This window comes from Vibrio sp. 10N.222.54.A3, assembly GCF_041474095.1.
Taxonomy (GTDB): domain Bacteria; phylum Pseudomonadota; class Gammaproteobacteria; order Enterobacterales; family Vibrionaceae; genus Vibrio; species Vibrio crassostreae_C.
Map to the genome: position 1 here is coordinate 1 of NZ_JBFRTN010000094.1, position 20,681 is coordinate 20,681.

The window sequence follows — 20,681 nt, forward strand, 5'->3', positions numbered from 1 at the left end:
TTCTTCTATTACATATTTAAATATAAAAGTGAGATGAATAGTTGAAAATTCAGAGCAGTATTTCTATTGAATTTATAATAATTATTAAGAATATCTTAAAAAATGATATGTGACAGGTGGAGTAGTCAACTTATGTAGACTATTCTTCTATTGATTAGTTCATTAACAAAAAGCTATTTTTCTCGGAATGATATGTTGCATTGTTGCTCTTGATGAGTACAATTGCGGCTACCTGATGCGAGGTGTTGGTTAATTTGTTGTTAAACTCTGGTTTACACGGTTAATAATGTTATCGCACGTAGAGGCGCAATTATAAAAAGTAACTTCCGTTGGGGTGATGCCAATGAACGGGAATGAAAGGTGTAATTGCCGAAGTAAATTGTATATCTAAGCAATTTGCTGGGGTTGTGCTCAATAGGTACAACACTGCCATAGTCTTAATTTTAAACTATGGAGCGCTACTGTAGGGTTGGGTGAAGTGTTCACTTCCCTTTCGCTTAGTTCAACATGAGCTTGGTCAGCCGTATCAAGTTTGTCTGCAGTAGATCTCTAGCCAAATAAAAAACTGGTTTTTGAAGATCATGAATTTAATAGATTTTGCAACATCACCTTTATCTTTGCTTCCGCCCCTTGTGGCTTTGAGCCTTGCTATTGTTACCCGCCGTGTATTGGTTTCTTTGGGTGTCGGTATCATCATGGGTGCGATTCTACTTGCTGATTACTCAGTAGGTAACGCAGCTAGCTACGTGTTTACTAAAGCATCTGGTGTTTTCATCGAAGATGGTGGCATCAACACTTGGAACATGAGCATCATTGCATTCCTAATTATTCTTGGAATGACAACGGCATTATTAACACTGTCTGGCGGTACTCGCGCATTCGCGGAGTGGGCACAGTCTCGCGTTAAGAGTAAACGTGGTTCAAAACTACTTGCTGCTTTCTTAGGTGTATTCATCTTTGTTGATGACTACTTTAACAGCCTAGCGGTTGGTGCTATCTCTCGTCCTGTAACAGACCGCTTCTATGTATCTCGCGCTAAGCTTGCTTATATCCTAGATTCAACTGCTGCTCCTATGTGTGTGATCATGCCTGCTTCTAGCTGGGGTGCTTACATCATCACGATCATTGGTGGCATCTTAGTGACACACGGTGTGACAGAGTATTCTGCACTGGGTGCTTACGTTCGTCTTATCCCAATGAACTTCTACGCTGTATTCGCACTACTAATGGTGTTCGCAGTAGCATGGTTCGGTCTAGACGTTGGTAAGATGCGTGAGCATGAGATCGAAGCATCTCAAGGCCGTGGCTTTGAAGGTGACAACGATCAAAAGCAAGCTCACGATCTAAACGAAGAGTTAGATATCGAAGAGAGCGAAAACGGTTCAGTTTCTGATCTTGTTATGCCAATCGTATCGCTAATTGTAGCGACAGTGGCTGCAATGCTTTACACAGGCGGCCAAGCGCTGGCTGCTGATGGCCAAGCATTCAACCTTCTAGGCGCATTCGAAAACACGGATGTAGGTAAGTCTCTTGTTTACGGTGGTGTTATTGGCTTACTAGTAGCACTAGCGACAGTATTCAAGCAAAAGCTATCTATGACTGATATCGCAAGAACAATGTGGATCGGTGCTAGCTCTATGTTTGGCGCGATTCTGATTCTTGTGTTTGCATGGACTATCGGTTCTGTTATCGGCGACATGAAAACGGGTTCTTACCTATCGTCTCTAGTAACAGGCAGCATTGATTACCACTGGTTACCGGTTATGTTGTTCCTTCTAGCGGGCGTTATGGCGTTCTCTACAGGTACATCTTGGGGTACGTTCGGTATCATGCTACCAATCGCGGGTGATATGGCTGCAGCATCGGATATCGCACTGATTCTTCCAATGCTAAGTGCGGTTCTAGCGGGTGCAGTATTTGGTGACCACTGTTCTCCAATCTCAGATACGACGATTCTGTCTTCTACTGGTGCTCGTTGTAACCACATCGACCACGTCTCGACTCAGCTTCCATACGCGTTGTCTGTAGCGTTCGTATCGTGCATTGGTTTCATCACTCTAGGTATGACATCTTCAATTGGCATCGCATTTGGCGCAGCGTCTCTAACGTTTGTTGCTGTATGTTTTGCATTGGCTTACTTCTCTCGCTGCAAAATGGCGACGTGCAAAAGCTAAAATTGAAAGTTAATCAGTAAACTATCAGGGAGGCGTTTGCCTCCCTTTTTTGTGCCTGTTAATTTAATTTTAAGTTTCGTGAAAAAAGTTCGAATAAATGGTTGAAAAAGGATGTCAGCTTAGTTAGTGTGGAGACAAGACAGCAAACAACCTAAGAGCTGATAAGTATGCGTAAATTAGTAATGAACATTCATCACCATCATCACCCTATCTAGTCTTTCGGGGAGATTTACGTATACCCGGGAGCAAGATTACTCCCGGAGGTTAAGTCAAAAGAATTTAGATTTAAACCCTCGGGATGACAAAGTCCCCGAGGGTTTTTTAGTTTTAGCGCTTTTAAATAATCAATAAATTCAAATATTTGCACAGGGATACAGCAATGCAGACACAACGCCTAAGAATCGCAATTCAAAAGAAAGGTCGCTTAAGTAAAGAGTGCCAAGACCTACTTAAAAAATGTGGTGTTAAATTTAATATCATGGGTGAGCGCCTAGTGGTTCACTCACTAAATATGCCAATCGACTTGTTACTCGTTCGTGATGACGACATCCCAGGTCTTATCATGGATGGTGTAGTTGACCTTGGTTTCATCGGTGAAAATGAACTAGAAGAAGTTCGTCTAGATCGAGTTGCTCTTAAAGAGCCTTCAGAGTTCCGCACACTACGTCGTTTAGACTTCGGTGGTTGCCGCCTTTCAATCGCTATTAATAAAGACGAAGAATACAACGGCCCACAAGACTTAGCGGGCAAACGTATTGCGACAACCTACCCACAACTACTTAAAGCCTACATGGACGAGCAGGGTGTTGAGTTCAGCACTTGTATGCTAACAGGTTCGGTTGAAGTCGCGCCTCGCGCTGGCCTTGCAGACGCTATCGCTGATTTAGTTTCTACAGGTGCAACGCTTGAAGCGAACGGCCTAAAAGAAGCAGAAGCTATCTTCCAATCGAAAGCAACACTGATTCAACGTGTTGGCGACTTCGACGCAGACAAGACCGCACTGATTGAAAAACTACTGACTCGTATGCAGGGTGTTCAACAAGCGAAAGAGTCGAAGTACATCATGCTTCACGCGCCAACCTCTCAACTAGAGCAAATCAAAGCACTACTGCCTGGTGCTGAAGATCCAACGGTTCTTCCTCTATCTACAGACAAAGACAAAGTTGCCGTGCACCTAGTAAGTACAGAGAACTTGTTCTGGGAAACAATGGAACAGCTGAAAGAGTTGGGTGCAAGCTCGATTCTAGTATTACCAATCGAAAAAATGATGGGGTAGTGACGATGAGAACCGTTGTTTGGCAATCTTTAAGTGAATCACAGCAAGACTCGGTATTAGAGCGTCCAGCTATTACTGAAGGTGCAAACATCACAGCGACTGTTTCTGATGTTATTGCAAAAGTACGAAATGAAGGCGATGCCGCGCTTAAAAAGCTGACTGCAAAGTTTGATGGTGTAACTCCAGAATCTATCCGAGTCAGTTCGGGTGAGATTGAAGAGGCGTGTGCTCGTCTAACACCAGAGATGAAGCAAGCGTTAGAGCAAGCTTATAGCAACATTGCTAAGTTTCACGAAGCTCAAAAGCCGCAGCCAATTAAGGTTGAGACACAGCCTGGTGTTGTGTGTGAGCAAGTGACGCGCGCGATTAATACTGTTGGCCTTTATATTCCCGGTGGCAGTGCGCCACTACCGTCAACGGTTCTTATGTTAGGTGTTCCTGCTCAAATCGCGGGTTGTCGTAAGGTTGTGCTTTGTTCACCTCCGCCAATCGCTGATGAAATCTTGTATGTCGCTAAGCTTTGTAAGATCGACGAAGTTTACAACGTTGGTGGTGGTCAAGCGGTTGCAGCAATGGCTTACGGTACCGAGAGTGTGGCTAAAGTCGATAAGATCTTCGGCCCAGGTAATGCCTACGTTACGGAAGCAAAGCGCCAAGTGAGTAATGACTTCCGCGGAGCAGCTATTGATATGCCAGCTGGCCCATCTGAAGTGTTAGTGATTGCTGATGAAACGGCTGATGCAGACTTCATTGCAGCGGATTTGTTGAGCCAAGCGGAACACGGGCCTGACTCTCAAGTAGTATTGGTAACTCCATCTCCAGTGGTTGCAGACCAAGTAACAGAAGCGGTTCAAAAGCAACTGAAAGAACTGTCTCGTGCGAACATCGCTCAGCAAGCATTGGCTTCAAGCTTAATCATCATTGCTGAATCGATCACTCAAGCGATTGCGATTTCGAATTTCTACGGTCCTGAGCACTTGATCGTTCAAACCAAGAACCCACGTGAATTGCTGCCATTGCTAGATAATGCAGGCTCAATTTTCCTTGGTGACTGGTCTCCAGAATCTGCAGGTGACTACGCATCCGGCACAAACCACGTTCTTCCGACTTACGGTTATACCAAGACGTATTCAAGCCTAGGTTTGGCTGATTTCTCTAAGCGAATGACGGTGCAGGAGCTAACAGCCGATGGGTTGAAAGGCCTAGCGCCAACAGTAGTAACAATGGCGGAAGCCGAAGGTTTGGATGCACACAAACGCGCTGTGACTATCCGAGTTGAAAAGTTAAATAAAGCGAAATAAGGGTAGGGCATGGAAAAGTTAGCAAGAAAACAAGTTCAGGCTCTAACACCTTACTTGTCTGCAAGACGCATAGGCGGTACTGGTGATGTATGGCTAAACGCCAACGAATCTCCGTTTGATAACGAGTACAACCTGAACTTGTCTCGTCTTAACCGTTACAGCGAATGTCAGCCAAAAGAGCTGATTGATGCTTACGCTCAATACGCAGGCGTGAAATCAGAGCAAACACTGACGACTCGTGGTGCTGACGAAGGTATTGAGTTATTGATTCGTGCTTTCTGTGAGCCGAACGAAGACGCTATTCTTTACTGCCCGCCTACTTACGGTATGTACGCAATCAGTGCAGAGACGATTGGTGTTGAGCGTAAAGTTGTGCCTCTTACTTCTGAATGGCAATTGGATCTTCCAGCTATCGAAGCTCAGCTCGACAACGTAAAAGTGGTGTTTGTTTGTAGCCCAAATAACCCAACCGGTAATTTAGTTGATCGTAAAGACATCATCAAGCTGCTTGAAATGACACAAGACAAAGCGATTGTGGTGATGGATGAAGCGTATATCGATTTTTGTCCAGAAGCGTCAACCGTTGATTTGCTTGATCAATATCCAAACCTAGCGATTCTGCGCACCTTGTCGAAGGCCTTTGCTTTGGCGGGCTTACGTTGTGGCTTTACGCTAGCGAATAAAGAGCTTATCGATGTACTGTTGAAAGTGATTGCTCCTTATCCTGTGCCAATCCCTGTTGCTGACATTGCCGTTCAAGCTCTCTCAGAGCAAGGACTAGCGCGAGCTAAGTTCCAAGTTCTGGATTTAAGTGCTAACCGAGCGTATTTGCAGGCGGGTCTATTAGGTATGCCTCAAGTGACGGTTTTTGATGGCTGGGGTAACTACTTACTGGTGAAATTCCCGAACGGCGATGAGTTATTTAAAGCGGCTTGGGATACGGGCATTATTTTGCGTAATTCACCTATTGAAGACTGTGTTCGTATTAGTATTGGTAACCGCGAAGAGTGCGAAAAGACACTTGGATTCATTCGTAACTTTTATCAGTAACGAAAGGCTTACCAGTAATAACATTTGCCAGTTTGAGTTGATTAATCGCAGATTGGCAAGTGAAACCAATATTTTGGGTTAGCGTTTGATTTTAGCTAGGCCACCAGATTTAAAATTAAAAGGAAGTTCAAGTGAGTAAACAACAGAAAATACTTTTTATAGACCGTGACGGCACCTTAATTGTGGAGCCGCCAGTTGACTTTCAAGTAGATCGTTTAGACAAGCTAAAATTCGAACCGCGAGTAATTCCTAGCCTACTTGCACTGCAAGACGCTGGTTACCGTCTAGTGATGGTGACTAACCAAGATGGTCTAGGTACCGATAGCTACCCACAAGAAGATTTCGATGCACCACACAATATGATGATGGAGTTCTTCGAATCTCAAGGCGTTAAGTTTGACGACGTGCTTATTTGCCCTCACTTTGACGAAGACAACTGCTCTTGCCGTAAGCCTAAACTGGGTATGGTTAAAGAGTACCTACAAGGCGGTAAAGTCGATTTCCAACACTCTGTTGTGATTGGCGACCGAATGACGGATCTTCAACTGGCAGAGAACATGGCTATCCGCGGTATTCAATATGGCCCGGATGCGGAAACTGAAGGCACGCTTAACTGGCCACAAATCGTTAAAGATCTGACGGTTAATGCGCGTATTGCTGAAGTAGTTCGTACTACTAAAGAAACCGATATCAAGGTTGCAGTAAACCTTGATGAAACCGGTGGCAACAAGATCGATACCGGCATGGGTTTCTTCGACCACATGCTTGATCAAATCGCGACACACGGTGGTTTCCAAATGAACCTGACTGTGAAGGGCGACCTGCACATTGATGATCACCACACAGTCGAAGATACCGCTCTGGCTTTAGGCCAAGCATTGAAAGATGCACTAGGCGACAAACGTGGTATTGGCCGTTTTGGTTTCAGCCTACCAATGGATGAGTGTTTGGCTCAGTGTGCGTTAGACCTTTCTGGTCGTCCATACCTGAAGTTCGATGCTAAGTTCAGCCGTGAGCAAGTGGGTGATCTTTCAACCGAGATGGTGGTTCACTTCTTCCGTTCTCTAACTGATACATTGGCTTGTACGCTACACCTTTCTTCTGATGGCAATAATGATCACCACATCATTGAGAGCCTGTTCAAAGCGTTTGGCCGTACTCTTCGCCAAGCAATCAAAGTTGAAGGTAACGAGTTACCAAGCAGCAAAGGCGTTCTGTAAGGCTAACGTTAGCAAGGAAAAACAATGAAAGAGCAAAAAGTCGTTATTATTGATACTGGTTGTGCCAACGTTTCATCGGTGAAGTTTGCGATTGAACGTCTGGGCTACGCAGTTGAAATTTCAAAAGAACCAGAAGTTGTTCTTGCTGCCGACAAGCTATTCCTACCCGGTGTAGGTACAGCAAGTGAGGCAATGAAGAACCTGCAAGAGCGTGACCTTGTTACCCTTGTCAAGCAAGTTGAGAAGCCTCTGCTGGGTATCTGTTTAGGTATGCAGCTGTTAGGCAAACTGTCTCAAGAGAAAGGTCAAAAGGCTGATGAGTTAGTTGAATGCCTAGGTTTGTGTGATGGCGAAGTTCGTTTACTTGAAACGGGCGACTTACCATTACCACACATGGGTTGGAACACAGTAACAGCAACGCCTAATCACCCGCTATTTAAAGACATTGAAGAAGGCGAATACTTCTACTTTGTTCATAGCTTCGCAATGCCAGTGGGCGACTACACAATCGCACAATGTGATTACGGTAATCCGTTCACTGCGGCGGTTCAAAGTGGCAATTATTGTGGTGTTCAGTTCCACCCAGAGCGATCTTCGAAAGCTGGCTCTAAGCTGATTCAGAACTTCTTGGAATTGTAATAAGGATTAGGCAGCGGCTAACGTTGCCATATAAGGAATGTAAATGATTATTCCCGCGTTAGATTTAATTGAAGGCCAAGTAGTTCGCTTATTCCAAGGAGACTACGGGCAAGTAACAGAATACAAAGTAGACCCAGCAGAGCAGTTTAATCTGTACCACCAAGCTGGCGCTGGCTGGCTGCACCTTGTTGACTTAACGGGCGCAAAAGACACAACGGCTCGTCAGTTAGACTTGATTGCTAAGCTCCTTGCTAGCACGCCTGCGAACATCCAGATTGGTGGTGGCGTGCGTAACGAACAAGATGTCGTTGATCTGCTAGAAGCTGGCGCACAGCGCGTTGTGGTTGGTTCTACAGCCGTTAAGCAACCTGAGTTGGTGAAAGGTTGGATGGAGAAGTATGGCGCGGAAAAAATCGTGCTGGCTCTAGACATCAACATTGATGAAAGCGGCACACGTAAAGTGGCGATTTCAGGTTGGCAAGAAGATTCAGGTGTGACTATTGAAGCGCTGATTGAAGACTACCTCACGGTTGGCCTTAAACACGTGCTGTGTACCGATATTTCACGTGACGGCACGCTAGAAGGATCAAACGTAGAGCTCTATGTTGATCTTTGTAAGCAGTACCCACAAGTGCAATTCCAATCATCGGGCGGCATTGGCAGCCTAGCTGATATCGAAGCGCTTAAAGGCAGCGGTGTTGCGGGTGTGATTGTGGGTCGTGCGCTACTTGATGGCAAGTTTACCGCAGAGGAGGCATTTGCATGTTGGCAAAGCGAATAATCCCTTGTTTGGATGTCCGTGACGGACAAGTGGTTAAGGGCGTTCAGTTCCGTAACCACGAAATTATTGGTGACATCGTTCCGCTAGCACAACGCTATGCAGAAGAGGGCGCCGATGAATTGGTATTTTATGACATCACCGCATCAAGTGATGGCCGTGTGGTCGATAAAAGCTGGGTGAAACGCGTAGCTGAAGTGATCGATATCCCTTTCTGTGTCGCTGGTGGTATTAAATCAGCAGAAGATGCAGCGCGCATTCTTGAGTTTGGTGCGGATAAAGTGTCAATCAACTCACCGGCATTGGCTAATCCACAGCTGATTACTGACCTTGCTGATAAGTTTGGCGTTCAGTGTATCGTTGTCGGTATCGATTCATACTTCGACAAAGAAACCGGTAAATATCAGGTTTACCAATTTACAGGCGATGAAGCGCGTACTAAAGCAACCAAATGGGAAACCAAAGATTGGGTGCAGGAAGTACAGAAGCGTGGCGCAGGTGAGATTGTGTTAAACATGATGAACCAAGATGGCGTTCGTAACGGCTATGATATCGATCAGTTAAACATGGTGCGTGAAGTGTGTAATGTGCCATTGATTGCCTCTGGTGGCGCTGGTGCAATGGAGCACTTTGCTGAAGCTTATAAAAAGACCAACGTGGATGGAGCACTTGCGGCTTCGGTATTCCACAAACAAGTCATCAATATTGGTGAACTTAAACAGTATTTAAAACAACAAGATGTAGAGGTGCGACTATGAGTTTTGAACCCGTAAGCTTATCAAAAACAGAAGTAGGCGCATTGTCAGAGCGTATTAACTGGGAAAAAGTAGATGGCTTAGTGCCAGCGATTGTTCAAGATTACCAGTCAAGCCAAGTGCTAATGATGGGATACATGAACCCAGCCGCACTTGAGAAAACGGGTGAAACTGGCAATGTGACGTTTTTCTCTCGCACAAAAGAGCGTCTTTGGACGAAAGGTGAAACGTCGGGCAATGTATTGCAACTGCAAAACATCGCCTTGGACTGTGACAGCGACACCTTACTGGTTAAAGTTAATCCCATTGGTCCAACGTGCCACACAGGTACAACAACGTGTTGGGATGGAGACAAGCAAGAAGAGTCTCAGATGGTGTGGCTTCATCAGCTTGAGCAGCTATTGGCTGCCCGCAAGGACGCCGATCCTGAATCTTCTTATACTGCCAGTCTATATGCCCGTGGCACCAAGCGTATTTCGCAAAAAGTGGGCGAAGAAGGCGTTGAAGTCGCGCTTGCGGCGACGTCGGGCGATAAGGCGGAGTTAGTGTGTGAATCAGCAGATTTGATTTACCACCTAATGGTTCTTCTTCAAGACCAAGGCTTATCGATGGATGATGTGGTAAACAAGCTGAAAGAGCGTCATAAGTAAGCTCTCTTTAGATTAATAGAACCGCGTAAAAGACAGACAAAAGCCCCGCAAACAAACATGTTTACGGGGCTTTTTAGTTTTTCAAGATTTCAAGATTTCAAGATTTCAAGATTTCAAGATTTCTAAGCCCTACGTCACTTTTCTAACCTCTGACTTTGCGTCATTCCGAGGAGCCTAAGCGACATCAGGAATCTCTTCTCTTAATCTGACTTCTTAGTCGAACGAGTTACCCGCAGCACTTCTTGTATTTCTTACCACTGCCACAAATACACGGATCATTACGGCCGATTTTAAAGCTCTCAACGGTTTGATTTAAGCGTGGGTCAATTTCTGGTTGTGTAGTTTGTTCCTGCTCTGGGAAGGTACCATCAATGTAGTACCAAAGACCGTCTTCACGTATAAAGCGAGAGCGTTCTTGCATGCAGTATTGTGCGCCTTCTTCATTGAAGTAAGCTTTAAACTCAACAAAGCCTTCGTCTTGGTGCGAGCCTACCGCAGTATCGATGACTTCTAGTCCTGCCCAATCACTGTTGATAGATTCGGCAATACCTTCTCTTTGCGCTTCTGCGTTGCAGCTAGGGTGGTAAGTCGCAACAACATAGTCAACTAAACCCAACACGTGCGCTGAATAACGAGAGCGCATCAACTGTTCAGGCGTTTCAACAGCACTGTGGTGAAGGTGCGCTGATTCACAGCACTGTTGGTAAGTATTTTTGCTACCGCATGGGCATAAAGACATAGTCAGATCCTGTAAAAATGGCCTCTATTAAGAGGCCATAAGTGAATGCGTGGGAGTTTACCAAGAAACGATCGCTCACCAAAGTTTAGTTTCTGTTGAAGTTATTGAAATTATCAAAGTGTTAGCGCGAAGTTTACTATTTCAAGGCTGGAGACAATAGCTCTTGAGCCCAAGTCGTCGCTTCGTCATAAGCTTGACCAAGTTGAGCTTCACTCAGTTTGAGAAGCTGGCGAATACGAGTCGCTTCTTCCCAACGAGCTTGCTCATACGCAACCACCATCGCCAATACAGCACCTAACACGCCTTTACGTTGAATCAAGGCTTGTTTGATCTCGATGTCGATCGGCACTGAATCGAGTACTTGTTTCAATGGTTGGTCAAAGAGTGAGTCCAACAGAGAGAACATACCGGTCAAAAATGCTTGTCCTGGCTCAACCTTAACATTCATCTTCTCAACCAAGAGTTCACACTGACGTGCGCGTATTACCGCTAAGCCATAAAGTGAGTCCGGCTTATCTTCTTTCGCGGATGCGATAGCCACCAGTGAAACGAACTTACGCAGTTTCTGTTCACCAAGGTAAATAAGCGCTTGGCGGAATGAACGAATCGTTGTTGGTGAACCGCCAGCGGAGTTTACGTAGGTAAGTAGCTTATACGACATGGTCACATCGAGCGTAATCAAACGCTCTACTTCACCAAAGTCGATAGGGTCGTGCGCAATCTCTTTTAACAGCTGAACGGTCGTCAGGAATGCCGGGTTGAGCGCACGCGTTTGGATCATCTCTGGCTTGCTAAAGAAATAACCTTGAAAGTAGGTGAAGCCTGCTTTTTTCGCTTCTTGGTATTCTTCGTACGTTTCTACTTTCTCAGCAAGGAACTTGATATCTAGCCCTTTGAGAGAGTTCATAAACATCGCTGCTTTGGCAATTGGCGTCAAACGGATATCGAACTTGATAATTGAAACGTAGGGTAAGAAGCGCTTCCAAGCTTTACTTGGCACAAAGTCGTCTAGCGCAATGGTATAACCCGCGTCAAAGATGGTTTTGATTGCTTCAAGTAATTCGTCTGTTGGTTCGCAGTCTTCAAGAACCTCAACAACGAGGCTTTCTTTGGGGAACAGAGTAGGGACTAAGTTGATTAGGCTTGCATATGGGAAGTTCACGAACCCAAGCTTATCACCCAACGTATTATAGTGGGTCGATAAGAAGTGATCGGAAAGCAAACGGCTAGTAGCGAGCTCCGGCTCTACTTCAGGGAAAGTGTTCTTAGGACCATCCCTGAATAGCAACTCGTAACCTATGGTTTTCTTGCCTGTGTCGAGTATTGGTTGACGCGCTACGTATGAATATTTCAACTTGGTACTGTGTTCGGTTTATTTCTGGTAGAGAGATAATAGCTAATTCACTAGAAATTACCATACACTTTCTAAGAAAGTCTGACCGACAATAATAATCAAAGTGAAAGTTTAAGCGTGATGTTAAAAGCTATTGCTAAACGCTCGATTCTGTAGTTCAAAACTTTGCGGCGTGAACACCAGCACTGAGCCTTGCGTATACCAATCGCCAAGTACGATACGGGTTTTAGTGCAATTGTTAGCATTGAATGTATGGATGTCTGGGCGGTGAGTATGGCCGTGGATCATCAGATCGACATTGTTTCGTTCCATCACATCTTCGACTTCTTGCTGTGTCACATCCATGATGTCGAGAGACTTGGTCTGCTTGTCATCTTTGATATCTGATTGAACCTTTGAAACAATTTTCTTCTTGATGAAAAATGGAATTCGGTTGAAGACCCATTGTAACCATGGCTGATGCACTTTTTCGCGAAAGGCGAGGTACTTTACATCTTCAGTACATAGGGTATCTCCATGCAATACTACCGCTTTTTGCCCGTAGATATCGATCGTAGAAACTTCGTCGAGAAGTTGTACGCCCGTTTGCTTAGCAAATTTTTTGCCGACTAAGAAGTCGCGGTTCCCTTGAGTAAAGTAACAAGGCACGCCTGTTTTCACTAAGTCGATAAACGCTTGGCGGATAGAAGTCGCGAATTCACTCTTATCATCGTCACCAATCCAGAATTCGAAAAGGTCACCTAATACGTAAAGTGCATCCGCTTCTACGGCTTCTTTCTTCATAAAGGTTAAGAAGCAGTCTGTGATGTCTTCTCGTGACGGAGAAAGGTGCAGATCTGATATAAAATATGTTTTCATAGGTCTAAAAAAAGGGAGCGATTCGCTCCCTATATCCTGATTTTATCGGCTCATCAATACTAACCGAAAGCGATGAATTAAGCTTCGATTGTAGTACCAGTGATGATCACTTCTTCTAGAGGTACATCTTGGTGCATACCCATAGAACCAGTGCTAACACCTTTAATCTTGTTTACGATGTCCATGCCTTCAACAACTTCTGCGAATACACAGTAGCCCCAACCGTCTAGGCTTTCGCTACGGAAGTTTAGGAAAGAGTTGTCGTTAACGTTGATGAAGAACTGAGAGCTCGCTGAATGCGGTTCCATAGTACGAGCCATTGCTAGCGTACCAACTTTGTTCGCTAGACCGTTGTTTGCTTCGTTCTTGATCGTTGCACGAGTTGCCTTTTCTTTAAGGCCAGAAGTCATGCCGCCGCCTTGAATCATGAAACCATCGATAACACGGTGGAATAGTGTGTTGTCGTAGAAACCGTCACGGCAATACTGTAGAAAGTTTGCGCTTGTTTCTGGTGCTTTTTCTTCGTTAAGTTGAACTTTGATATCACCAAAATTTGTGTGAAGGATGATCATGATTGTTACCTTACTGTCTTTTTAATATGAAGTTCGAATTCTAGCGCATGTTGGCAGACTTTCAAATCACCAAATCATTAACTTAACTTGGATGTTTGAGGTAATACCAATCGTAGTAAATAACTGGCCATCCTAGCTTGTTAAAACACTTGATAACGTCGTTAGAAATTTTGAATGTAGAATAACTACTTATCGAAACTTTTTGTCGAAAAGAGCTTCCTTGTTCTCAAGCATTTTTTCTGCGCTATTTATGACCATCTACTTACCGTGATTGGTATAATTCCTGCTTTTAGGGATTACCTATTAAGGTATGACTTGTTATACTGCGAGCTTATTTTGATTAATCCATAAAATAGATAGAGATCATGCTGAAGATATATAACACGCTCACAAGACAGAAAGAGGAATTCAAACCAATTACAGCTGGCAAAGTCGGCATGTATGTCTGTGGGGTAACCATATACGATCTCTGTCATATTGGTCATGGTCGTACGTTCGTTTCTTTCGACGTAGTAACTCGTTACCTTCGTTACCTTGGTTACGATTTGAATTTCGTTCGTAACATCACAGATATCGATGACAAAATCATCAAACGCGCTAACGAAAACGGTGAGTCTTGTGACTCTCTGACTGAGCGTTTAATCGGTGAGATGCACGCTGACTTTGATGCATTGAACATGAAGCGTCCAGATGTTGAGCCTCGTGCGACAGAATACATCACTGAAATCATCGAGCTTGTTGAAAAGCTGATTGAACGTGGTTTCGCATACGTTGCAAGCAACGGCGACGTGATGTTTGAAGTAAAGAAATTCGACGAATACGGTAAGCTTTCAAAGCAAGACCTTGAACAGCTTCAAGCGGGTGCTCGCGTTGATGTTGAATCTGCAAAACGCAGCCCACTAGACTTCGTTCTTTGGAAGATGTCTAAGCCAGGTGAACCTACATGGGAATCGCCATGGGGCCCGGGTCGTCCAGGTTGGCACATCGAATGTTCAGCAATGAACTCGTCTATTCTTGGTAACCACTTCGATATCCACGGTGGTGGTTCAGATCTGCAGTTCCCTCACCACGAAAACGAAATCGCACAGTCTTGCTGCGCGCACGGCACTCAGTATGTAAATACTTGGATGCACAGTGGTATGGTGATGGTAGACAAAGAGAAGATGTCTAAGTCACTAGGTAACTTCTTCACTATCCGTGACGTGCTAGCACATTACGATGCTGAAACGGTACGTTACTTCCTAATGTCTGGTCACTACCGTAGCCAGCTAAACTACAGCGAAGATAACCTAAACCAAGCTCGCGCATCACTAGAGCGTCTATACACGTCACTTCGTGGCCTAGACCTTACAGCCGCTCCTGCCGGTGGCGAAGAGTACGTGACTCGATTCTTTACAGCGATGAACGATGATTTCAACACACCTGAAGCTTATTCAGTACTGTTTGAAATGGCTCGTGAAATCAACCGTATCAAGCCTGAAAGCATTGAAAAAGCAAGCGGACTGGGTGCATTGATGCGTGAACTAGCAGACATCATCGGTATTCTTCATCAAGAGCCAGAAGCCTTCCTACAAGGTGATGCGGCAGGTAACGACGACGAAGTGGCTGAAATCGAAGCGTTGATCAAACTGCGTAACGACTCTCGTGCTTCAAAGGATTGGGCAAATGCCGACCTTGCACGTGATAAGCTAAACGAGTTGGGTATTGTTCTGGAAGATGGCCCAGAAGGTACGACTTGGCGTCGTAAGTAAATCTTATAAAAAGGGCTGATTTTCAGCCCTTTTTTCTAGCACGAATTCTCTATTTTCACCTTTTCTATCTTCAACTTTTAATTAACAGGAATATTTCTGTGGCTCAGATGTATTTTTATTACTCGGCAATGAATGCGGGTAAATCAACAACGCTTCTTCAATCTTCATTCAACTACCAAGAACGTGGCATGACGCCAGTGATCTTTACGGCAGCTTTGGACGATCGCTATGGTATCGGTAAAGTGAGCTCACGAATTGGTCTGCAATCTGAAGCTCAGCTGTTTAAAAATGACACCAACATGTTTGATGCGATCAAAAAGCTCAATGAGGAAGAAAAGCGTCATTGTGTTTTGATCGATGAGTGCCAATTTTTATCGAAGGAGCAGGTGTACCAATTAACAGAAGTGGTTGATAAGCTGCACATCCCTGTACTTTGTTACGGCCTACGTACCGATTTCCTGGGTGAACTGTTTGAAGGTAGCCGTTACTTACTGTCTTGGGCAGATAAACTTGTTGAGCTTAAAACAATTTGTCACTGTGGCCGTAAAGCGAACATGGTAATTCGTACCGACGAGCACGGTGTGGCGATTGCTGAGGGCGACCAAGTGGCTATTGGCGGTAACGACAAATACGTTTCTGTTTGCCGTCTGCACTACAAAGAAGCGTTAGGTAAATAAGCAGCTCTATTTGCTAACGCGAAAGAACGAAAAACGGTGACCAAGTGTCACCGTTTTTGTTTATTGGGCCTGTGTTTTGCTTTCTTCCAAGCCGAGCTTTTGTTTTATTTCCTGCCGAGCTTTTACTTTGTTCAAAGTCTAACTTTTGCTTATTCGAAACCGAGCTTCTTCAATGCTTGATAGGCGTGGTCAACGTCGTCGGGGATCGGCATCTCAATCTGAAAGCCTTTCTCTGGGTAGGATTTGATTCGCTCGTAATCAGCAATTAATGCGCCTAACACCATATCTAACGGCAACTCTTCGTTAAAGTAATCATCCCAAGTTTGCCATCGCGACGTCACGGTAATCTCGGAAGTTTCGTCAGGCCATTGTTTACTGAAGGTTGCGTAGGTACGTTTCTCCATGAAGGGCTTCTGAACTAAGGTTAGCCTCTTCGGCGATAACCCTTTTTCTGTCAGCAACTCATGAGTGAATCGTACATTTTCCCCAGTATTTGTTGCGTGTTTCTCTATGATAATGTCAGAGTCAGGCACGCCACAATCTCGTGCGATAGAAGCGAATGTTTCTGCTTCTGAGCGTTCAAAGCTTCTTTCGGTAAAGCGCCCCACACCGCCAGAAAAAACGATGTAAGGCGCGATCTGTTGGTGATAAAGCTCGGCTGCATATTCAGCTACGCGAGTATCGTTGCTACACAATACAAAGATACAGTCGGAAGGCGTAACCTTGTGACCCATCGACATAAAGTTCCAAAGGGTGTCGACTGAGCGATGCAGTTTTATGTTGGGATTTTTGTTAGCAATAGATTGTTCAGTCATGAAGTGCGTCCAGTGTGGATTCGAATTTAAATGAATAACCTAAGTCGAGAATCTTATTCGAAGAGATTAACTTGTCTGGGGTATCAACAACAGCGGGCAGAGGCTCACTACTGTTGGCGCTTTTCAGTGCCGCGGCATAAAACTCCGCCTTACTGACTGTATTTGGTGTGGTCACGTTAACTACTTCGTTGTGCAGTTGACTGATAGCGAAATCGACAGCACCAATCGCATCATCAAGATGAAGCATGTTGGCTGGTGCTAGAGTACTGACTTGTTTTAACTTGCTTGCGAAGCGTGAAGGGTGACGGCTTGGGCCTATTAAGCCACTAAAGCGAAGAATGGTGTAGTCGATACCTGAATCAATCACTGACTGTTCAGCTTGCAGCATGATTCGTGCGTTATCGGAAAATAAAGACGCGTGCTCGTTATCTGATGTCGAAAGAGGGAGTGATGCATCCAGCTCGTTCAACACACCCGGCTTAGTTGGGTATACCGTAGTTGAACTAACCATAATGAGCTTTTTAATGTTGGCCTTTTGACATGCATTGGTGACTTGCTGCCAGTAGTCGGCATACTCTTGTCCTGCTCCTTTTCTAAAGCCAGGAGGGAAGCTGCCAATCACAATTTCAGTGTTGTTTTCGAGTAACAATGAATAGAGTCGCCCGATAGTCTGTTGTGGTTCGGATGAATCAAAGCTAAACACTTCACATGGAATTCGTTTGCTACCAATGGCGTCTGCTCCCGCTTGGGTCGTTTTCGTGACCACCACTCGGTTACCATGTTTTTCTAAATGTTCAGATAAAGGTGCACCTACCCATCCTGCACCAACAATAAATATAGAAGCCATGTGTTCCTCACAACTGCAAATGACGAATTTACAATAAGCCTAACAAAGCTTTGCCCAAAAATGAAAAAACTCCACGGCCGAAGCAAGTGGAGTTTTTACTAGAACAATGGAGCTTTAGTTTAGTACGCGAAGAAGCTTGTCTGCGCGCTCTGCCATCTCAATACCTTCATCTGTTAGGTAACCGCCGTCTGGCTGAGTACAAAGGTTTTTTTCGAATAGGCGCTTAACAGCGTCTTGAGTTTCTTGAGCAGCCTCTTGATGAACTTTAATTCCAGTAGCAGCACTACTTACATCAAATTGAAGAAGGAGGTTTAAATCAGCAATATGTTCAGCGTTGTACTTCATAATTAACCTATATATTCATAACGTTCTCTACCTTCACCTTAGTGCGCATTCTCGGCTCAGGCAATAGCAAATAAAGAGAATTGATAAGTGATACCAAATTGATTGATTAATCATCGGGTGATGAGTTTATTTTGGTTATATTGGGTGATTTGCACCCACTTAAATCATCAATGATGTTTATTGCTAAGTGGTTGTAATATATTGTGACTAGAAATAATTTGCATTGAGCGAATATTGTATAAAAAGGATATGCATAAGTGAGAGCGAACAAAGTAGCATTAACGATCAGTATGCTATTTGCTATCTCAGGTTGTCAAAGCACACCCTCAGAGCAGACAGACGCGAACCAAACCACAAACAACAATAATGAATCGACAATAGAGGTCCGTTCATTTCAGTCTGTCCAAAGCGTTTACTCCGAATGGGAAGTTAAGCTTGAAGACCATGCTCAATTGTCTCTCTATGCACCAGAGAATTACAATGAACTATTAGACGCATGGGATGATGCTGAAAGCATTTATGCGGACTTACTGAAAGACGAAACTCGGATAACCAAGAGTTACTCCATTTTTTCGAGCCTAACTTACGCTGAAGCCTTCGATGAAAAAATCGCTTTGATCAAATCAAACTATGACTCAATCTTAGTGTTAAAGAAGAAGGCTGACCGAGTACTCGCTGATTCGATTGTCCAAATGGATTACCTGAAGTTTCTTGGCGCAGATACCATGTTTACCTCGAGCTACAAACGTTTGTATTCAGAATACAGCGAGTTGTTCGAGTATGTGCTGGTCGATGAGCTTGAAGACGCTCAAGAAGCGCAGGTGGAATTTCTTAACAATGCTCGCTTACTAGAAGTTAAAGTGGCGCATAAGAAATACATCGAACCTTTGAAGAACGAATTAGAGTTCTTGGAAGATGAAGATTTCGATGACGTTGTTCCACTGACGTTTGCTAAAGCGGCATCTCAAATTGCTTTGGCAGAAAGCCAAGTGAAAGCCAGTCCCCGTGAAAAGTCTATCATTGAAGACGCAGTTCACGCTGCGGAGTTCGAATTAAACCACGTACGCAGTGTTGCTCATGAAGTCAAAGTGCTGGCGAGCGTAAAAGGCGACCAGTTCGAACAGTCGGTTTTGAATGCAGAGAACCAGTTATTGAGCATTTCACGAGTGGTTAATGATGAAGATCACCGTGATGTTGTATTGCGTCTTCAGTCTCAAAAAATTGTAGCGAGTGTTAAAGCGCTGAAAGGCTCAGACATGACGGCGTCATTAAAGTCAGAGATTAAAACTTTGACTGAGCAATTAGCTAAGCTGGAGTCTGAAAACCAGAAGCAAGCGCAGCAACTGTCTGAAGCAACCAAGCACAGTGAGTTGCTCGGTGAGCAGATTACCAAGAGTGATGCTCACATTAAAAGCTTAGAAGAGTTAGTGGATAGTTTGAAAAGCTTAGGTGGCAAAGTGGCCAACGAAAGTGACTCTGATGTGATGTCCCCAGCTGTTGAATCTACTCTAGAGGATTCAACCCTAGAACAATCATCAGAAGAAGTGATTGAACCTTCGGTTTAGCATCACTAATTTCTTTATTTGTGATTGAGTTAAAAGCGCCTTAGGGCGTTTTTTTTACGTTCTGTTGATCTATATCAAAATCTAGAGGTAACAGCGATCTGTGAGTCATTATAGTGTACGTTATTCCTTTGCTTTCTTTCGTAACTTATTGATATTTATAAGTGTGCCATTTTTTAAGTTGATAACCTTTCATTCAGCATAGTTTTTCTTTTTACTACTAAAGTTGTATGAATTTTGAATAACTTGGGCTATTTCCTTTCCACAAGGTTGTGGGAGGTATTTTGAGTCCCAAATAGCTCTTGAATTCAGAAATGAAAGAGAGGATTATCTCGCTCCCGACAACATGTTTCAAAATGTAAATCATCATGAATCTGAACCAATTTGACTCATTATTACCGCCACAAATGGCTGAGCGCGCTGCAGATATTGGCGTAGGTAAAGCAACCAAAGATCCAACCAAATCTTTTCTCCTAGCGATTTCAGCTGGCATACATATCGGTATTGCGTTTGTGTTTTACACCATCGTAACGACTGGTGCTGGTGATTTGCCGTGGGGTATTACTCGCTTATTAGGTGGCCTTGCATTTAGCTTGGGCTTAATTCTCGTTGTTGTTACCGGTGGTGAGCTATTTACCAGTTCGGTGCTGACTCTGGTTGCTCGTGCAAGTGGCAAGATTACTTGGCGCACGCTCGTTAAGAACTGGGCTACGGTTTATGTAGGTAACTTGATTGGCGCATTGATGCTGGTGGCTTGTATGTTACTGACCAAACAGTACATGTTCGACCACGGCCAAGTGGGTTTGAATGCAATGGCGATCTCTCAACATAAGATGCACCATGATTTTATCCAAGCTATCGCGCTCGGCATCATGTGTAATGTATTAGTTTGTATCGCGGTATGGATGACGTTTAGTGGACGTACTCTGACTGACAAAATTGCGGTAATGATTTTACCTGTAGCGATGTTCGTATCGGCTGGTTTTGAGCACTGTATTGCAAATATGTTCCAAGTGCCTTTAGCTATCGGCATCAAAACATTTGCTTCGGCTGAATTTTGGACAATGACAGGCGCTAACCCAGCGGACTATGTTGATCTGAACATGGCGGACTTTTTGATGAACAACTTGCTGCCCGTTACCATCGGTAACATCATTGGCGGCGGTATCTTTGTTGGTATGTGGTACTGGTTGATCTACCTACGTGACTAACTCAGTTGACGAAATGAGTTAACGCTCTGTGGAAACACTGAACTGACTTATGACATTTACAAGACGGCCTGCATTGCAGGCCGTTTTTTATTGTGCGCCGAGCATGG

20 protein-coding genes, 1 riboswitch and 1 other annotated feature are annotated in these 20,681 nt (G+C 44.3%); of the genes, 13 read left to right on the forward strand and 7 right to left on the reverse strand.

Annotation, left to right across the window (positions count from 1 at the left end; genetic code table 11):
• Positions 1 to 291 precede the first annotated feature (291 nt).
• Positions 292 to 469: riboswitch (Lysine riboswitch) on the forward strand.
• 112 nt (positions 470 to 581) lie between these two features.
• The 9 genes from AB4507_RS18960 to hisIE all read left to right on the forward strand — a co-directional run bounded on the left by AB4507_RS18960 (position 582) and on the right by hisIE (position 9,843).
• Complete coding sequence (locus AB4507_RS18960; RefSeq protein WP_017060263.1) at positions 582 to 2,174, forward strand: Na+/H+ antiporter NhaC family protein; 1,593 nt, start codon at positions 582 to 584, stop codon at positions 2,172 to 2,174.
• 190 nt (positions 2,175 to 2,364) lie between these two features.
• Positions 2,365 to 2,500: a sequence feature (His leader region), on the forward strand.
• A gap of 53 nt (positions 2,501 to 2,553) precedes the next feature.
• Positions 2,554 to 3,450, forward strand: a complete 897-nt coding sequence (hisG, locus tag AB4507_RS18965; RefSeq protein WP_017060264.1) for an ATP phosphoribosyltransferase — start codon at positions 2,554 to 2,556, stop codon at positions 3,448 to 3,450.
• Positions 3,450 to 4,751, forward strand: a complete 1,302-nt coding sequence (gene hisD / locus AB4507_RS18970) for a histidinol dehydrogenase (protein ID WP_017065318.1) — start codon at positions 3,450 to 3,452, stop codon at positions 4,749 to 4,751. The genes hisG and hisD overlap by 1 nt, the downstream gene beginning before the upstream one ends.
• Before the next feature lie 9 nt (positions 4,752 to 4,760).
• Positions 4,761 to 5,801, forward strand: a complete 1,041-nt coding sequence (hisC, locus tag AB4507_RS18975) for a histidinol-phosphate transaminase (RefSeq protein WP_372183090.1) — start codon at positions 4,761 to 4,763, stop codon at positions 5,799 to 5,801.
• 131 nt (positions 5,802 to 5,932) lie between these two features.
• A complete protein-coding gene (hisB, locus tag AB4507_RS18980) occupies positions 5,933 to 7,021 on the forward strand; it encodes a bifunctional histidinol-phosphatase/imidazoleglycerol-phosphate dehydratase HisB (protein WP_017060267.1) in 1,089 nt (362 codons plus the stop codon).
• Positions 7,022 to 7,045: 24 nt separating this feature from the next.
• The gene (gene hisH, locus AB4507_RS18985; protein ID WP_372183091.1) at positions 7,046 to 7,660 is read left to right on the forward strand and encodes an imidazole glycerol phosphate synthase subunit HisH; all 615 of its coding nucleotides are present in this window, start codon (positions 7,046 to 7,048) and stop codon (positions 7,658 to 7,660) included.
• Between the two features lie 43 nt (positions 7,661 to 7,703).
• Entirely contained in the window at positions 7,704 to 8,441 is a 738-nt protein-coding gene (gene hisA / locus AB4507_RS18990) for a 1-(5-phosphoribosyl)-5-[(5-phosphoribosylamino)methylideneamino]imidazole-4-carboxamide isomerase (protein WP_012604374.1), read from the forward strand.
• Complete coding sequence (gene hisF, locus AB4507_RS18995; protein WP_017060270.1) at positions 8,423 to 9,196, forward strand: imidazole glycerol phosphate synthase subunit HisF; 774 nt, start codon at positions 8,423 to 8,425, stop codon at positions 9,194 to 9,196. The genes hisA and hisF overlap by 19 nt, the downstream gene beginning before the upstream one ends.
• Positions 9,193 to 9,843 carry a bifunctional phosphoribosyl-AMP cyclohydrolase/phosphoribosyl-ATP diphosphatase HisIE gene (gene hisIE, locus AB4507_RS19000; RefSeq protein WP_017060271.1) on the forward strand — a complete coding sequence of 217 codons (651 nt, stop codon included), beginning with the start codon at positions 9,193 to 9,195 and terminating at the stop codon, positions 9,841 to 9,843. The genes hisF and hisIE overlap by 4 nt, the downstream gene beginning before the upstream one ends.
• A 226-nt stretch (positions 9,844 to 10,069) precedes the next feature.
• Here hisIE and AB4507_RS19005 read toward each other — a convergent pair whose 3' ends face one another.
• The 4 genes from AB4507_RS19005 to AB4507_RS19020 all read right to left on the reverse strand — a co-directional run bounded on the left by AB4507_RS19005 (position 10,070) and on the right by AB4507_RS19020 (position 13,366).
• The gene (locus AB4507_RS19005; protein ID WP_017060272.1) at positions 10,070 to 10,582 is read right to left on the reverse strand and encodes a YchJ family protein; all 513 of its coding nucleotides are present in this window, start codon (positions 10,580 to 10,582) and stop codon (positions 10,070 to 10,072) included.
• Positions 10,583 to 10,718: 136 nt separating this feature from the next.
• The gene (locus tag AB4507_RS19010) at positions 10,719 to 11,936 is read right to left on the reverse strand and encodes an EAL and HDOD domain-containing protein (protein ID WP_029235542.1); all 1,218 of its coding nucleotides are present in this window, start codon (positions 11,934 to 11,936) and stop codon (positions 10,719 to 10,721) included.
• Between the two features lie 123 nt (positions 11,937 to 12,059).
• Entirely contained in the window at positions 12,060 to 12,794 is a 735-nt protein-coding gene (gene lpxH / locus AB4507_RS19015; protein ID WP_017060274.1) for a UDP-2,3-diacylglucosamine diphosphatase, read from the reverse strand.
• 77 nt (positions 12,795 to 12,871) lie between these two features.
• Positions 12,872 to 13,366: a peptidylprolyl isomerase gene (locus AB4507_RS19020; protein ID WP_017060275.1), complete on the reverse strand. Its 495-nt coding sequence runs from the start codon at positions 13,364 to 13,366 to the stop codon at positions 12,872 to 12,874.
• A gap of 365 nt (positions 13,367 to 13,731) precedes the next feature.
• Between AB4507_RS19020 and cysS the strand changes: the two genes are divergently transcribed.
• Together cysS and AB4507_RS19030 are read left to right on the forward strand one after the other, a co-directional pair.
• The gene (gene cysS, locus AB4507_RS19025; protein ID WP_372183093.1) at positions 13,732 to 15,117 is read left to right on the forward strand and encodes a cysteine--tRNA ligase; all 1,386 of its coding nucleotides are present in this window, start codon (positions 13,732 to 13,734) and stop codon (positions 15,115 to 15,117) included.
• Positions 15,118 to 15,215: 98 nt separating this feature from the next.
• Positions 15,216 to 15,794 carry a thymidine kinase gene (locus AB4507_RS19030; protein ID WP_017060277.1) on the forward strand — a complete coding sequence of 193 codons (579 nt, stop codon included), beginning with the start codon at positions 15,216 to 15,218 and terminating at the stop codon, positions 15,792 to 15,794.
• A 149-nt stretch (positions 15,795 to 15,943) separates the two neighbouring features.
• Here the strand turns inward: AB4507_RS19030 and AB4507_RS19035 are convergent, their stop codons facing one another.
• From AB4507_RS19035 to AB4507_RS19045, 3 genes are all read right to left on the reverse strand, one after another.
• On the reverse strand, positions 15,944 to 16,609 hold the full coding sequence (locus AB4507_RS19035; protein WP_032545711.1) for a YdcF family protein: 666 nt from the start codon (positions 16,607 to 16,609) through the stop codon (positions 15,944 to 15,946).
• Positions 16,602 to 17,456: an NAD(P)H-binding protein gene (locus AB4507_RS19040; protein WP_372183094.1), complete on the reverse strand. Its 855-nt coding sequence runs from the start codon at positions 17,454 to 17,456 to the stop codon at positions 16,602 to 16,604. Before AB4507_RS19040 ends, AB4507_RS19035 begins: the two co-directional genes overlap by 8 nt.
• A gap of 114 nt (positions 17,457 to 17,570) precedes the next feature.
• Positions 17,571 to 17,801 carry a TIGR02647 family protein gene (locus AB4507_RS19045; RefSeq protein WP_017060280.1) on the reverse strand — a complete coding sequence of 77 codons (231 nt, stop codon included), beginning with the start codon at positions 17,799 to 17,801 and terminating at the stop codon, positions 17,571 to 17,573.
• 257 nt (positions 17,802 to 18,058) lie between these two features.
• On the opposite strand from AB4507_RS19045, the gene AB4507_RS19050 reads away from it, so the two are divergent.
• Both AB4507_RS19050 and focA read left to right on the forward strand, forming a co-directional pair.
• Positions 18,059 to 19,366, forward strand: a complete 1,308-nt coding sequence (locus tag AB4507_RS19050; RefSeq protein ID WP_017065323.1) for an ATPase — start codon at positions 18,059 to 18,061, stop codon at positions 19,364 to 19,366.
• A 365-nt stretch (positions 19,367 to 19,731) separates the two neighbouring features.
• Entirely contained in the window at positions 19,732 to 20,574 is an 843-nt protein-coding gene (focA, locus tag AB4507_RS19055; RefSeq protein ID WP_372183096.1) for a formate transporter FocA, read from the forward strand.
• Positions 20,575 to 20,681: the final 107 nt, after the last annotated feature.

Coding starts and splice junctions, on each gene's coding strand:
- AB4507_RS18960 (WP_017060263.1), top strand. CDS start 582: ATGAATTTAATAGATTTTGCAACATCACCTTTATCTTTGCTTCCGCCC.
- hisG (WP_017060264.1), top strand. CDS start 2,554: ATGCAGACACAACGCCTAAGAATCGCAATTCAAAAGAAAGGTCGCTTA.
- hisC (WP_372183090.1), top strand. CDS start 4,761: ATGGAAAAGTTAGCAAGAAAACAAGTTCAGGCTCTAACACCTTACTTG.
- hisH (WP_372183091.1), top strand. CDS start 7,046: ATGAAAGAGCAAAAAGTCGTTATTATTGATACTGGTTGTGCCAACGTT.
- hisA (WP_012604374.1), top strand. CDS start 7,704: ATGATTATTCCCGCGTTAGATTTAATTGAAGGCCAAGTAGTTCGCTTA.
- hisF (WP_017060270.1), top strand. CDS start 8,423: ATGTTGGCAAAGCGAATAATCCCTTGTTTGGATGTCCGTGACGGACAA.
- hisIE (WP_017060271.1), top strand. CDS start 9,193: ATGAGTTTTGAACCCGTAAGCTTATCAAAAACAGAAGTAGGCGCATTG.
- AB4507_RS19005 (WP_017060272.1), bottom strand. CDS start 10,582: ATGTCTTTATGCCCATGCGGTAGCAAAAATACTTACCAACAGTGCTGT.
- lpxH (WP_017060274.1), bottom strand. CDS start 12,794: ATGAAAACATATTTTATATCAGATCTGCACCTTTCTCCGTCACGAGAA.
- AB4507_RS19020 (WP_017060275.1), bottom strand. CDS start 13,366: ATGATCATCCTTCACACAAATTTTGGTGATATCAAAGTTCAACTTAAC.
- cysS (WP_372183093.1), top strand. CDS start 13,732: ATGCTGAAGATATATAACACGCTCACAAGACAGAAAGAGGAATTCAAA.
- AB4507_RS19035 (WP_032545711.1), bottom strand. CDS start 16,609: ATGACTGAACAATCTATTGCTAACAAAAATCCCAACATAAAACTGCAT.
- AB4507_RS19040 (WP_372183094.1), bottom strand. CDS start 17,456: ATGGCTTCTATATTTATTGTTGGTGCAGGATGGGTAGGTGCACCTTTA.
- AB4507_RS19045 (WP_017060280.1), bottom strand. CDS start 17,801: ATGAAGTACAACGCTGAACATATTGCTGATTTAAACCTCCTTCTTCAA.
- focA (WP_372183096.1), top strand. CDS start 19,732: ATGAATCTGAACCAATTTGACTCATTATTACCGCCACAAATGGCTGAG.